The sequence below is a fragment of the Vibrio sp. 10N.247.311.12 genome, assembly GCF_041467515.1.
In the GTDB taxonomy this organism is placed as follows: domain Bacteria; phylum Pseudomonadota; class Gammaproteobacteria; order Enterobacterales; family Vibrionaceae; genus Vibrio; species Vibrio crassostreae_C.
Genome location: NZ_JBFSUV010000041.1, coordinates 36,729 through 50,856 on the forward strand (window position 1 = coordinate 36,729; position 14,128 = coordinate 50,856).

Consider the following 14,128-nt stretch of genomic DNA (forward strand, 5'->3'; position numbering starts at 1 on the left):
TACATTAGATGCCACCACGCTATACGTTGCAAGGTCTATCACTCTAAAACAGGTCTAAAAAAGCTGCGTTCATAACTCACGATGCAATCAACTTCGTCTGCAAATTCAAACGCTTTAATACACTCAGCATCGTTCAACGATTTAATCCGATACTCTTCATAGGCAGCCAAACTTTCAAAGGTAAACAGCGCCAAGGCAATATTGTTCGCCCCTTCCGACGGTAAGAAATAACCATTGTGTTGGCCCCCGAATTTAGCGACCAGAGGAATCCACATTTTTGCGTATGCCTCAAACTCATTTACCTTTTTAGGATCAATCACATATCGAACATAACAAGTAATCATATTTATACAGCCCTTAAATAATAGGAGAAACACAAAGCCTAAGTTGACATTGAAGTTGAAGCTCACGAGAAAAGGTAATCAACCACGACAAGGTTATAGAACAAAAACACCGCCATGCTGACGCCGATCGTTAGCAGCACATTGCCTGTTTTCCAAATCAACAGACCTGTGACCACCGCGCCTATCAAGTATGGGTTTTCAAGGCTTGGCCAAAATGTTTGTTCTGGTGCAAATACAATTGGCCCCCAAATCGCAGTCAGCACCGCTGGGCTTGAATAGCGCAATAGGCGCCTTGCGGTTTGATTGAGTCGAAGCGGGATTGCAGGCTCAAGAAACAAATACCGGCTAAAGAAAACAATCGCAGTCATGAGTAATATCGTTAACCAAATCATCTCTATTTACCCTCCGCGATTGGCTTATTGCTATTGTTTCGTTCTTGAAATGACTCGCTGAAAAAGCCCGCTAACATGCCAGCAATCGCTGCAATCATCAGCCCGCCTTCAACATTGTTGACCGACATCGCGACCGAAGTGACCAATGAAACAACCACACACACCACGACGGGTAGAGTTCGGATGAATGGAAAAACTAACGCAATAAAGGTCGCTGCCACCGCGAAGTCGAGACCGATTTCATTGAGTGACGGGATTTGGCTTCCCGCGACAATGCCAACAAAGCTCGCGATATTCCAAACAAGGTAAAAACCTCCACCTACACCCGCGGCATACCAACGATTAAACTCTTGCTGAGACTGCCCACTACAAATCGCAAACAGCTCGTCGGTGAGCCAAAATCCGAGTAATAGACGCCAACGCGCAGGAAGATGACTGATTTTGTCTCGCATCGATACGCTATACAGAAAGTGCCTTGAAGTGATGAACAGTGTGGTCAACAACATGGTCCCTAAACCAATACCCGCTTTGAACATACCCGCTGCGACAAGTTGCGCTGAGCCAGCAAATAAAATAGCCGACATCGCTTGAGCTTGAAGCTGATTCAACCCAGCATCTATCGCATATGAGCCCGCTAGAATTCCCCAAGGGATAACCGCAATGCTCAAGGGCATTCCCGCTAAAACGCCCTTCCATAACTGTGTTCGTCTATCCATTGTTTCATTATCCATATAATTCTTTTCTCTCCCACATTAGCTATTCAATGTAAGAAGAGTGGAGTCGGTTCGATTGTACAAACTTGCTCGATTTCACAAACGAATTAAGGTGTCCGATTTAGAGCATTTTGATGTATTGCCCCGGCGTGTAGCCATTGGCCTTTTTGAAGTGTCGATGAAAATGGCTTTGGTCGTGAAAACCGCACTCTTGCGCGGTATCTGAAATGGTATGCCCTTGTTTCAATAACTTACGGGAAAGCCTTAATCGAGATTGGATCTGATACGCATGCGGCGGAAGGCCAAACTCTTTCTGAAAAGAGCGTACCAAATGAAACGGGCTTAAAGCCGCCAGTTTAGAGAGTTCTTCTAGAGACACATCGGCTTGTGGAAAGTCATCTAAGAACTCTTTCACTAAGACAAGTTGCCGCTGAGTTTTCCCATCGAGTTGAGGGTTAAGCGGCGATTTTCCATGTCGGCTAATCAGCTTAACCAACATCCCATACATCAAGGTCTCTCTTAACAGGCGATTGTCGGATTCATCAATCGTGTTGAAGACCAACCTCAATTGATTGGCGAGCTCTGGGTCTTCAACAACGGCTCTTGGGAAATAAGGCGCGCCGTAATTGGGTAGGTTAAGCTCTTGAGTGATCTTAGCAAGTTGCTCTGGGAGTGGATACATGGCTCGATACGCCCAACCGCCTTCAGTGGCAGAGTGACCGCTATGAACTTCGTCGGCATTGACCAAAATAATCGCATCTTGTGGCGCAATATGATGTCCGCCCGTTCGATAGAAACGCTGAGCGCCCTGCTCGATGACTCCCAGCGTGTAGCCCTCGTGGCTATGGCGTGAGAAGTTCTGCTTTTCATATTCAGCATTAAGAATTTCAAGGCCGCCGAGCTCTTCCGTTATCTTATATTCGGCCTTTTCTTTAGAACGTTTCTTGTTCTCCATAACAATTCCCAAGCCTGTTGATTATCGAGCGACTTATCAGTCTACTCTATAGTCTCTTTCAGCTTTTGTACAAAATTGCGCTTTTGTTTGTTAATACTGTTTTTGTCGTTGGCTTCATAACGCTCTCTAACTGGGAGGAAAGTCTTGGTCTATAACTAGTTGGCGAATAATTGACAATAATTTAATTATACATGCCAATACTGTCTTCAAATCATCGGCAATAGACCTGATACACCATGAAAAATACGCTAATCCTTTTCTTTTTCCTGAGCCTTACAGGCTGTACGCACAATCAATCCAAAGCACTGAGCATGAACTCCTCGTCGGTTAATACATACCCACAATCGATGTCGAACCTGCAACTGTGCGACACCTTGTATTACGGGCGCTCAAGTAACCAGACACTCGCAGCAATTGGCAGTGAATTCAATCGAAGAGGATTATCCAAGAGTTGGTGCGATACCGAAACCAACAAGCTTTATCTAACAAAGACAATTGATTGGGTAACTGACCAAGTAGAAGACAAAGAAGATTCAGACGAAGAAGCGTCTGCGGTTGTGTTGCCAGCGAATTAGAACGGGTTAGCAATGTTGTTTGCTTATTAGCCGAGCTACCTAGTCAGGACTAGCCGAACTTACTTTATTGTTCAGGCACATCATTGATATGTTGTGACACACGAACTAGCTTACTGGTTTTAAAACCCATGCTCTGCGCCCGTTCAATCAGCGAGTCTAAGTCTTGTTTGGTGAACTCTGCAGTGCGATACAAGATCTGTAAGGTATTTTTGGTAGGACCCACCAACAAAGCCTGAGTGTAATCTTCATTCAAGAAAATTACCTTTCTCTGCTTCTCATAAGGGCTATTCGCTTCGACTGAAAACCACGCTTCGGTTTGAGAGCCCTTAAATGTTGCGGCTTGTTCTTTGGTCTTCCACTCATTCTTTTTCGCGTTGTAGCCTCGAGTTGTCAGCTTAAGATTACCGTCAGATTCAAATAAAAAGCTAAACGACAAAGAACCGAGCTTTGATTGCAATGGATGCGGGATAAAACAAGCGGAATACCATGTACCAGCGAAGCGTTCGGCATCAAAGTCAGAGGCGGGGATTTTAGACGTAGGTTTACTGCCACGAAACGTAAACAACAGCTTAATCATTAGCATCGCTAATATTTTGTATGTCATGTCACTTACTCTTTATTCGATTGTTATTAGACCCACACCTTCGATCGCATAATCAGTCGACGAATTGGTCTGTTTTTACAAGCTTAGCCAACAAGGTCTGTAACTGCTTGGATTCGTCTTCACTCAACGCACTCTGAAACTGCTCGCTGATACTATCGACCATAGGCTCACAATATTCGGCAAGCTTCTTGCCCTCTTCCGTTAAAGAAAGAAGTTTTACCTTCTTGTTCGTTTCACTCTTGCTGGCCTCAATAAGGTTCAGCTTAATCGCGTTATCAACCAAACGCTTGGTCACAGAGCGATTTCGAAGCAAGTAATTGGTTAACTCTTGCTGAGTGATTTTGCCATGCTTATCTAACACTCGAAGCGCACCAAACATCTCTAGAGAAATGCCCGAAGTGGTGCCCATCTCAGCGGTGACTTGAGCTCGAAACTGTTTGTAAGCAAAGCCCATTAAGAACATAGGATTGCTGTCGAGTGCATCAATTCCGGTGATGGATAATGCTGGTTGATTTTCCATATATAATTCCTTGGCAGACCACTAATAATACCAACACGATGGACATTAACTCTGCACGAAAGTAGGTATCTTGCAAACCAAGATCGGTTGCTGAAACATAGAGTTGCAATGGTAGCATAGTTCCTAACATCGCTTCAGTATGCATACCTCGCACGCCACCACGACTGCCGCTGATCCAAATTGCTATCATGGTCACCAAGCTTGTTAGTCCAATGATATACACCCAATTATAGGAGTGTTGCCCCGCTAACAAGGTTACGAAGACCAACGCCAATGCACAACCACCAACGTGGGCTTGTAAACAGTTTTTCACCACCATTTGATAGTTCATGCGTTCACTTTGCGCAGCCGCAATAATCACAGGCATCATACAGAACGTCGCGGCAATCAAATCGACCATCATCAAAAATGCTAAACCAACTCCAAGCATGACCACATATATCACTCGCTGCTGGTACGTCACAGGAACACTTTGCATTGGCAGCGGCGACATCGCTTTGGGCGGCTTTAAGAACAGCATCACAAATCTCACCACAACCATGGTCGTCACCATGCTCACAGCTATATCGCGAACCCAGTCCGTCATCGGCATTGGGCCATGTTGTGCAAACACAATCACCAAAAACCAATTGAGCAATGGGATGTAGATTTTCCCAAGTTTGGCAGGCGTGTCGGCCCACCTTCTTGCTAAATCAAATACCCATAAACTGATCCCCCAAACCACTGCCGGGTGTGAGGCAAATAACTGATCGACAAGCAGAGCCACACAAGCGACACCCAAGATAGGGAGAAACGCTTTGAGCATACCTCTCACTGAGTAGTCGTTAATCTTGGTCGCCGCCATTACCGGATAAAGAGCGAGGTACGCCGCAACACCTAGCTGTAGCCAAAGTTGAGCCAACATACCCAAAGACACGATAGCGCTGATCCAAGCTACTTCAGACCAGTTAATCGGGCCTCGAACTTCGTTATTCATAATCTGCCTCTTAGGTCGTAAATCGTTATTTCGTCAGTGGGTAGTCAGTTAGTCGATGATTGAAGAGCACAGTTAAACTAGGTAACGAATGCGAGCTAGCACTTCCATCCATGCACTTCCGATCACATCCCAAAACGTCGCTTCAGGCACCACCATCACGCTCACTTTAGAGCCTGAGAACAATGAGTGATCAAGTGACGGCAACGTTACTTGTGTACGCACTTTTTGTTGGTCTCGAATCCAGCGATCATCATTCACGACTTTCGCGAGGCCGCTGTTGTCGCTGCTCGCATCATAGATAGCCAGTTCACGACCTTGAATATTTCCCTCAAACACCTCACCAGGCATTGCATCAAACACCAAACGAACGGTTGTTCCCGCAGTCAGATTTGCACTGCCCTTTTCGTTGAAGTCTGCGTTAATCCAAGCATGCTGGCGATCAACCAAAAACAAAACGGGGCTGCCAGCGCCAACATAGGTTCCTGAGTTAAGGTTGAGATTGCTGATTACGCCATCAACAGGCGCGACGATTGTCGTTTTGCCCAAATCCAATTGCGCCAGTTCAACGCGAGTTCGAGCAACAGCCAAAGCACCGTTGTCGCTGCTTTTCTCAAGCTCAGCTTTTATCTGCTCAATATCGGCTTGCGCAGCTTCGACGGCTTGCTGTCTTACAATCGTGTCCGATCGGCTATCGTCTAGCGTTTCTTGGCTAACAAGTTTTCTCGAAATCAATTGCTGGTTACGCTTCAATTTTCTCTCGGCATTCAGAGCTTCGTGTTGGCGCTGACGTAACGTCGCTTCCGCGCCATGCAAGTGCTGCTTGTTTGCTTCATAGCTTTGCTCTGCTTCAACCAAAGCCGCTTCAGCCTGAGTTAACGCCAATTCAAAACGAGTTGGATCTAAGCGAACTAGCAGTTCCCCTTTTTTTACATCCTGACCATTCTTAACAGCCAACTCCACCACTGGCGCCGACACTTCTGCAGCAATACGGCTGGTTGGAATGTGCAATTGAGCTTGAGTTGTGAACGGCGCAAGGTTGTCACTTGCCACCAAGAAAAGAGCAAACAAGGCACTGGTGCCAAGTGTTAGATAGAGCATCCATTGATACGCTTTATTAGCCATAATGTTTCACCTGCAACAAAATAATGCGCTCATTGTATTGATTTTTGTTTCAGATGCAACATAAATCAAAGGTGAGTATCTTAAAGATCTTGCGAGAAGTACAGCAAGCTACTGTTTATGAAAGATATAAATAGAAATTTAGATAAGAAAAAGTCGTGTAGTTAGTTTGGGAAGCAAGAGTTCCAGAAGTTATCTAATGCCTTTGCTCACAATGATATGCATTAACATTGATATTCTTTAACATTTGATTAACCAACTTATCCATTAAAACTATAAGGAAATAAAAATGAAGTGGATATTTGTTGTATTCGTCAGTGTTTTCTCAGTATTTACTTACGCAAAAGATTGGAAGCAAATCCGATTTACGGTGGAAGGAGCATACCCACCATTCAGCTGGACAACGCAAGATGGTGAATTAGAGGGGTTTGAAGTCGATTTAGCCAACGCCTTGTGTGTCGAATTAGAAGTAAAATGTATCATCTCAAAAACTGACTGGGACGGGATTATCCCTTCGCTTTTAAGCCGTAAAAACGATGCAATTATAGCGGCTATGACAATTACCGAAGAACGTGAAAAGAAAGTTAACTTCACGATGCCTTACGCTAAAGTTCCCACTCGTTTTGTCATGGAAAAAGGGCGTGAAATCAATATGGATGACGGCAGCTTAAATGAACTAACAATTGGAGTTCAGCGCGCTACCATTGGTGACAAATACCTTTCCGAGATCTACCCAAATGTAGATATCAAGCGTTATGGATCATTCGACGAAGCCTTTACCGATTTACTCAACGGGCGCCTAGATAGCGTGTTTGGTGGTTCTATGGGACTCAATACGGGCTTTCTTGAAACGGAGCAAGGTAAGGACTACCACTTTACGGGTCCTAAATTTACAGAAGAAAAATGGTTCGGGCGTGGTATTGGTGTCGCGGTACGAAAACAAGATAATGAACTCAAAGATCTTATTGATGACGGTATCCAGCGCTTGATCGACAATGGTCAGCATCAAAAAATCGCAAGTAAGTATTTTTCATACAGCATTTACGAATAGTTTGGTATGCAGTGTGGACTAAACTAATTGCGAACTGTGTTCACTTTAGAAAGCATCAGATAGCAAAAAGCCGCTCATAAAGAGCGGCTTTTTTAAGGTGATGCTTGCAACATAAGCCTTCATAACGCGAACCAACTATCAAAGAGTTAAAATACTATTTGCAACATAAGTTCGCATAACATTGCATCGAAAGTCTGCATATTTACAAAACTACTAAAATTCAACGTAGTAAATCTACTACGCTCCAATTAATCCTCTAGACAGAATCGCTTGGTGATCACAAGAGATGAGGTAATGCGCTGAGAAGCTTCTGTCGGGTGGACGACACTTGTTACCAAGTGCCGCCTCCCTAAGAACCCAGCGTGCAACTTTCACTGCACTAGGCTCAAGCCTCCACAAAGGTATCGTTTGATACCCAGCAACTTATAAAGCAGTGAGAGTAGGCTCATTCCAAGAGTTGCGTGCCAGTCTTTTCGATTTTCTCCTAGCCAAGTATTCTTGGTATTGAGGGTCGAATGGGTTAGCCGCACTTCGGATTTTCACATGCCTCTCAATCGGCACCTTGGCTATTTGGAAGAGATTGAACTGGCAATCCATATCCATAATCTTCTGCCAACCGTGAAATTGCCATTGGCCTTTTCGGTTGATGAAGTATTTAAGGGCCACCCAACTCTTAGATTTTGTCGGGTGGCGCCTTACTGCCCAGTGCCATAATGCATAAAATAGCTTGTGCCTAACATATCCGAATACCTGTTTAGCAACGCAATGACGGTAATAGTTAGCCCAACCCCGTAGTTTCGGATTTATCAGTTTGATAAGATCGTTCACAGGGATAGTTGCGTGCTTTTTAATGAGTTCACGTAGGTTACTCAGGAACAGCAGTGTGTTGGTTTTGCTCGGTTTAATGAGCAATTTCCCTTTGTACTTTCTATGATTGAATCCTAGAAAGTCAAAGCCATTCTCGATGTGTGTAACGTGCGTTTTCTCTTCGGATAGTTTTAAGCCTCTTTCCGCTAAGAAATCAACGATCAGCGGTTTGATATCGTTCTCAAGCACTTCCTTTGAAGCACAAGTGACGACGAAATCATCGGCGTATCCAATAAAGTTGGCTCTAGCACCCTTGTTGAGTGCAATAGACTTTATGCGCTTCTCAAGCCCAGCAAGAGTCATTAACATCAAAGTTGGGGATATAATCCCCCCCTGTGGTGTACCCTCGTCGGTATGATAAAACAGCCCTTTGTCCATAAAGCCAGACTTTAACCATTGCTCTAGCATTCGTTTATCAACAGCGATGTTATCCATACCATTGATGTCCGATCTTGTCGAAACAGGCCTTTATATCGCCTTCAAGAACCCATTTAGCGGACTTCTTTAGAGCCAAACATTTGAAGCACTGATCGACAGCGTCAGCCGTGCTGCGGTTGGGTCTAAATCCATAGCTATTTGGATCAGCTAGCGTCTCCGATATAGGCTCTAGTGCCGTGAGGTAAAGCGCTTGTTGCGCTCTATCGATCATACACGGGATGCCCAATGGTCGAAGTTTGCCATTCTTTTTAGGGATATAGATACGCTTGAGTGGTTTGGCTTGATATGCCTTTCTACTCAATTGATTGACTGCTTTCATGCGGCGTGTATCTGTGTTCCAGATAACACCGTCTATTCCTGGCGTTTTACTGCCTCTGTTTTGAGATACTCGTTTAACAGCAAGAAGTTTTGCTGAGCGAGAATGAGTCAGTAGCCACTGCAAGGCTTTCACTTTGCCGTGTTTACCTTCTCGAGTTGCCTTTGCGATACGCATCTGAAGCTTTAATACATGCGCCTCAACAGTTTTCCAGTCAATTGACTGCCATTGAGCGCTGTCAGGAGAGGCACTAATCTCTTTTGAAATCATCATTTGCATTTCTCCTTGAATAAAGTTCTTCAGATTCTCTCGCAACGGGAGACCAGTCGGAAGTAGGCTCACTTTCGTAACCAGACATGAGTCTGTATCTGCATCGTTACAATGCAGCTTTCGCTTTTTCCAACCTCCTATACCTGCATCACTATCGGCCACATAGGCTTTCCCATAAGGAGTGATACAGGCTTACCCTGTTCCGTATGTTACGTAAAATGTCAACTTAGATGCCCACTATAGTGCGGAGAGTACAATGATCACGAAAGGATATTGTCCAACTCCTTTCCGACTCTCATTGCCATTTTGGCCACAGCGTATTAACCACTTCCGCTGCTTCATCGTATAACGCACCTTGGATGGATTCACATACGTTCATCATATTGACTACCTAGCACTTACCCGAATTGTGGTTTTCAGGAGGAACGTCCTCTCACGATTTTGTTCCCACTCAGCCCAACGGCCAAGTTTCGTTACATTGTCCGAGCCGCTGCTTTATTCAGGCTCGTAGGTTCATCTGGTGATACAGACAGTTCACTCTTAAAGCGGTGAACAACGCTTCCATACGACTTCAGGTCGCACGGACAATAACAAGTTAGGAGCAGTCATAAACTGCAGTCTCATTCGAAGCGATTAAAAAAGCACTTCTAAACGAGATGTTAGAAGTGCTAATTATTGAGTAAATTTAATAAACTTCTTATACCCAGACTTGATCAAATACTCGGTACATGTTGCCACCTAAGAACTTGCTGCAGTCTTCTTCTGAGTATCCATTTTCAAGCATGGTATCAATTAGAGCTGCAACAATTTGATATGGTGCTGGGGTAGGAAACCCTTTTGCTCCTACAGCGGCACTATAGCCACCATCAGGGAATACGTTCTGCCCCATTGGTGTTTGAATAATAGACGCTGTAAAATTGATGTTCGGGATATAGTCTGAACCGAAGCCAACGTGGTCTATACCGACTAAGTTGACCATATAATCAATATGTCGAAATAATTGTTCAGTCGTCAATATATCTGGGTTAGATGTATCCATAAAGGCAGCCACCATATTTATTGAGCAAACCCCACCGGTTGCCGCAACACCTTTAATCACAGCGTCAGAAAGGCTTCTCTGATAATCGGCAATGGCTTTCGCACCTGAATGCGAAGAAATGACAGGTTGGCTACTGCGTTCAATCGCATCTAAGGAGGTTCGTTCGCCAGTATGGCTTACATCAACAGGCATACCGTATCGGTTATAAGCGTCGACAAGTTTTTTTCCATATTCAGTTAGACCACGGTTCTCAATTTCGAAGCAGCCATCACCCACATCATTACGTTGATTATATGCCAATAAACAGTAACCATAGCCCATCTCACGCCATAGTCCTACGCGATCAACATCACCACCAAATATTTGAGTACCTTGGTGAGTGAAGTAAATACCCAATTTGTTTTGTTTTACCGCTTCATCAATATCTTTGGTAGTGCGGATCATCATATAGTCGTCTGGGCGTTCTTTCATTTTGCTTAGGTAGAACTGAGCGCCTTTCATAATGCCTTCAACCGAGGCATCTAACGAGTCTGCGGAAGGACATGCTGCTAGTACCTTGAATCCAGCGGCTTTGCACTTGTCCATTTCATCATGGAATTCTGGTGCTTCAGGTGAAGACCATTGAGAGGGCCAAAGACCGGAAAAAAGGCTGTCAATAGCCATAGAATCTCGAACAATTTTTTTTGCACGTTCAGATGCAGGATATTTGTGTGTTCGTTGAGGGATTTTTGAATAATCTTTTATTTCAAATTCTGGTAATTTTGGTGCACCTGACTTTGTCGCTTTATCATTACTTGGTTCGATTTCAGATTTGTTGTCCATATTTGAAATTTTCCTTAACAGTGTTAGCTTCTATAAAATATAAATATGTTGGAAGTTTGGAAGTAAAGATAGGTACGGATTTATATCAAACGGAGTGTTAAGCCCTTTGTACGCACCTTTTTATGCACCTTTTTTATAAATAAACTACGCCCAATGACATGATAAAAACGTGATTTATGTCGAATATTTTTGGCAAATCTATCTAAATGTTACCTCAATTAGAAAATTCATTTAAAAGTATTATATGTGACACTTTAAGAAATTATCGAAGAGGTGAGATAAAAAAGCGATACCTGAGTATCGCTTTCTATAGTCTGATTTATCATTGATTAGGTGAATTAACGTCGAATGGCTTCGCCTGCTTTAACGTCTGTATCTAGTTGTGTGTTGTTGACAACGATTTTGCCGTTAACCAATAACCAATGTACGCCTACGGCTGGGTGGTTAGGATCTTGGTAGGTGCCCACATCAGCGATAGTTTCTGGGTCGAATACCACGATATCTGCGTCCATATTAGTTTGGATTCGTCCTTTATTTTTCATTTGAGGGACAAAATCTTCTATTAATTGAGCTGGCATCAGTGTCATTTTACGTAGTGCTTCCGTCATCGTTAACAAGCCGCGCTCACGAACATAGACTCTGAGTACTTTAGCAAAGGTGCCATTTGATCTAGGATGAGAGAATAGATCTTTTGGTAATGGCCACTCGTCACCTGCATAATTTTCAATGTGGCCGTCTTCGTCCATATGCATCCAGAACATTTCGTCAGATTCAATCAACACATTAGGATTTAGAATCGAAGCGTCTAATAGAGCAAGATCTTTAGGGTTTTGCTCGTCTAGGAAGTGCCAGACAATAAAGGTACCAGGTTTATTTTCTTGGTAGTCTTTCAACTGTTCTTCTGTCATACGTTCTTTACCTAGCTGAAAGTTTTCAGCGGTTGAACCCATACGTTCCCGCCAGCCTTCACCAGAAAACATGGCTGCGCCAACGACAGTACTTGCTGCGCCCCAAGGGTAAGCGCCCACAGTAACATTGATTCCTTGTTCTTGAGCCTTATTGACCATAGGTAAGATGGTTTCGATATCTTTTAATGAAGTACTGTTAATATGACAAAAGTGCATATGAGCGCCAGTGATAGCGGCATTGCCCACTAATTCTTTAACGGCTTCAAACGAGCTTTGTGGCTCGGCATTGCTGGCATAGCGAACGTGAGTATAGGTTGCTACGTCTCTTTCTGCGGCTAATTCAGCCAATGCATAATATTCTTTTTGACCATGGCCCGGTGCATAGCCAGCGTTAATCCCGATACCTAGGCCACCTTCATCAAGGCCTTGCTCAATCAGCTTGATGATTTTACTTTCTTGCTCAGGTGTTGCTATATCCATCTTCCAATCATTACGTGATTGAGCTTTTTGGAAATAGCCAACGGTCGCTTCGGGTTCCGTCTCACTAAATGTAGCAATACGAGCGTAAGTCCAACCAGCTGCTGCACCATAGTTTAATGGTAAGCCTTTTTCAGCTTGTCCTGCATACCAGTCACTGATAGGTAGAACACCAGATTCGAGTTCCAGCATAGTGGTAACGCCTTGCATCGCCTGCATTCTGTAGTCACCAATGTTTTGACCATGAGCGTGGACGTCGATGAATCCAGGGGCAACAACTTTACCTGTAGCGTCAATAGTTTTATCCCCAGAAATACTATCGGTCGTTATTGCTGTGATCTTATTATCTTTGATCCCGACATTAGCAACAGAATCGAAATTTGTTTCAGGGTCGATAACTCTGCCGTTCAAAATTACAACATCATAATTAGCGGCGATAACAAGTGGTGACATAAGGCCAAAGCCGACGATCGTAGCCTTTTTAATGAATGATTCTAGTGGTTTCATAATTTTATCCCGTGTGTGTGAGATGAACTATAAGTGTTACGTGTCAAAAATCTTAGACCAATAATTTCACGCTATCTACCTGATCCTCATCTTTGCTCATTGATAAGACAAATCTAACGTGACAAGAGAAAGTGACTCAAAAACAATCACTTTTACGCTCATCTCACCCACAGCTATTGACTTTGCCGCTCCAGAGCTGCCCTTCTCTATAAAGGCAACTTTGACAAAATAATCCTTCATAGCTAAACGTTTATGTACCAACGTTTTCGTCAGGGAAAAAATGCCAAACCTTAAATTACGAAGTTTAAGCGCGATATTCTTCTTTGCTGTCACTCTTCCCATCGTAGTGTTAGCCGACGAGGGGCAAGATGTAGAGGAGGTAGCTAAAGAGCTAGCCAACCCAAACACAACGCTTGGCTCGATGTCCTTTAACTTGGATTGGACGAACTATCAAGGCGACTTAAATTCAGCGAACAGTCAGAACGGGTATCGCTTGAGCTTTCAACCTGTTCTCCCTGTGCCAATTGCAGAGCGAACCAACTTATTTATCAGACCAAATATACCTTTAATATTTGACCAACCCTATTACAAGGGCGATAGATTTGAAAATTCAGATGCAGGTCTCGGTGATATCGGCTTTGATGTGGCCGTTGGTCATACCTTTGAGAGCGGCATGATTGTCGTGGGGGGGATAGTGGGTACACTGCCCACCGCAACAAGCGATGAACTGGGTAACGATCAATTCTTACTCGGTCCAGAGTTTGCCTTAGCCTACGTACAAAGCTGGGGGGTTATCGGGGCGTTAATTACCCATCAATGGAACGCTGGCGGAAGCAATGACGCCGACGCGAGTATTACTGGTGGACAGTACTTCTATACCGCGAATCTAGACGATGGATGGCAAATTCAAGCGCAACCAACTTGGAGCTATAATCACGAAGCGAGCAGTGGAAATAAATTGTCATTCCCTATTGGTATTGGGTTCGCTAAGACGACTCTCATTGGTGGCAAACCCATCAAGTTTGGTCTTCAATACTGGAACTACATTGAAAGCCCTGACGCGTTTGGGATAGAGCATCAACTTCGACTGGTCATCACACCTGTTGTTGCTCTTCCTTGGTGATAACAGGTCGCAGGATAAAATTAGAGTAAGCGTGCCATGAACACCGCATTCTAATCCTTCAGCACGAAGAATAAGATCATCTCTCCAACCCAAAGGAGAGTTGAAATGGCAA

General features: G+C 43.9%; 13 protein-coding genes and 1 pseudogene. 3 read left to right on the forward strand and 11 right to left on the reverse strand.

Annotated features, from left to right (window positions below):
* Positions 1-38: 38 nt before the first annotated feature.
* The 4 genes from AB6E30_RS17225 to AB6E30_RS17240 form a co-directional block, all read right to left on the reverse strand.
* Complete coding sequence (locus AB6E30_RS17225) at positions 39-344, reverse strand: NIPSNAP family protein (protein WP_017070270.1); 306 nt, start codon at positions 342-344, stop codon at positions 39-41.
* Between the two features lie 62 nt (positions 345-406).
* Positions 407-736 carry an AzlD domain-containing protein gene (locus tag AB6E30_RS17230; RefSeq protein WP_372104572.1) on the reverse strand — a complete coding sequence of 110 codons (330 nt, stop codon included), beginning with the start codon at positions 734-736 and terminating at the stop codon, positions 407-409.
* A gap of 2 nt (positions 737-738) precedes the next feature.
* Positions 739-1,467 (reverse strand): AzlC family ABC transporter permease, encoded by a 729-nt coding sequence (locus tag AB6E30_RS17235; RefSeq protein WP_372104575.1) that lies wholly within the window; start codon positions 1,465-1,467, stop codon positions 739-741.
* A gap of 103 nt (positions 1,468-1,570) precedes the next feature.
* Positions 1,571-2,404, reverse strand: coding sequence for an AraC family transcriptional regulator (locus AB6E30_RS17240; RefSeq protein WP_055320095.1), 834 nt, complete (start codon positions 2,402-2,404; stop codon positions 1,571-1,573).
* A 236-nt stretch (positions 2,405-2,640) separates the two neighbouring features.
* Between AB6E30_RS17240 and AB6E30_RS17245 the strand changes: the two genes are divergently transcribed.
* The gene (locus tag AB6E30_RS17245) at positions 2,641-2,979 is read left to right on the forward strand and encodes a hypothetical protein (RefSeq protein ID WP_372104578.1); all 339 of its coding nucleotides are present in this window, start codon (positions 2,641-2,643) and stop codon (positions 2,977-2,979) included.
* A 64-nt stretch (positions 2,980-3,043) separates the two neighbouring features.
* On the opposite strand, the gene AB6E30_RS17250 is transcribed toward AB6E30_RS17245, so the two are convergent.
* The 4 genes from AB6E30_RS17250 to AB6E30_RS17265 all read right to left on the reverse strand — a co-directional run bounded on the left by AB6E30_RS17250 (position 3,044) and on the right by AB6E30_RS17265 (position 6,201).
* On the reverse strand, positions 3,044-3,583 hold the full coding sequence (locus AB6E30_RS17250) for a lipocalin family protein (protein WP_017062226.1): 540 nt from the start codon (positions 3,581-3,583) through the stop codon (positions 3,044-3,046).
* A gap of 52 nt (positions 3,584-3,635) precedes the next feature.
* Entirely contained in the window at positions 3,636-4,103 is a 468-nt protein-coding gene (locus AB6E30_RS17255) for a MarR family winged helix-turn-helix transcriptional regulator (RefSeq protein ID WP_017062227.1), read from the reverse strand.
* Positions 4,066-5,079, reverse strand: a complete 1,014-nt coding sequence (locus AB6E30_RS17260) for a DUF2955 domain-containing protein (RefSeq protein WP_017070267.1) — start codon at positions 5,077-5,079, stop codon at positions 4,066-4,068. The genes AB6E30_RS17255 and AB6E30_RS17260 overlap by 38 nt, the downstream gene beginning before the upstream one ends.
* Before the next feature lie 72 nt (positions 5,080-5,151).
* Positions 5,152-6,201: an HlyD family secretion protein gene (locus AB6E30_RS17265; RefSeq protein ID WP_372104581.1), complete on the reverse strand. Its 1,050-nt coding sequence runs from the start codon at positions 6,199-6,201 to the stop codon at positions 5,152-5,154.
* A gap of 286 nt (positions 6,202-6,487) precedes the next feature.
* Here AB6E30_RS17265 and AB6E30_RS17270 point away from each other — a divergent pair, with 286 nt between their 5' ends.
* The gene (locus AB6E30_RS17270; protein ID WP_017070266.1) at positions 6,488-7,249 is read left to right on the forward strand and encodes a transporter substrate-binding domain-containing protein; all 762 of its coding nucleotides are present in this window, start codon (positions 6,488-6,490) and stop codon (positions 7,247-7,249) included.
* Positions 7,250-7,672: 423 nt separating this feature from the next.
* Here the strand turns inward: AB6E30_RS17270 and ltrA are convergent.
* The 3 genes and pseudogenes from ltrA to AB6E30_RS17285 all read right to left on the reverse strand — a co-directional run bounded on the left by ltrA (position 7,673) and on the right by AB6E30_RS17285 (position 12,893).
* A pseudogene (ltrA, locus tag AB6E30_RS17275) lies at positions 7,673-9,143 on the reverse strand (group II intron reverse transcriptase/maturase).
* A 694-nt stretch (positions 9,144-9,837) separates the two neighbouring features.
* A complete protein-coding gene (locus AB6E30_RS17280; protein WP_017029485.1) occupies positions 9,838-11,001 on the reverse strand; it encodes a dipeptidase in 1,164 nt (387 codons plus the stop codon).
* A gap of 338 nt (positions 11,002-11,339) precedes the next feature.
* Positions 11,340-12,893, reverse strand: coding sequence for an amidohydrolase family protein (locus AB6E30_RS17285; protein WP_017062426.1), 1,554 nt, complete (start codon positions 12,891-12,893; stop codon positions 11,340-11,342).
* 280 nt (positions 12,894-13,173) lie between these two features.
* On the opposite strand from AB6E30_RS17285, the gene AB6E30_RS17290 reads away from it, so the two are divergent.
* On the forward strand, positions 13,174-14,016 hold the full coding sequence (locus AB6E30_RS17290) for a hypothetical protein (RefSeq protein WP_017062424.1): 843 nt from the start codon (positions 13,174-13,176) through the stop codon (positions 14,014-14,016).
* The last annotated feature ends 112 nt before the right edge of the window (positions 14,017-14,128 follow it).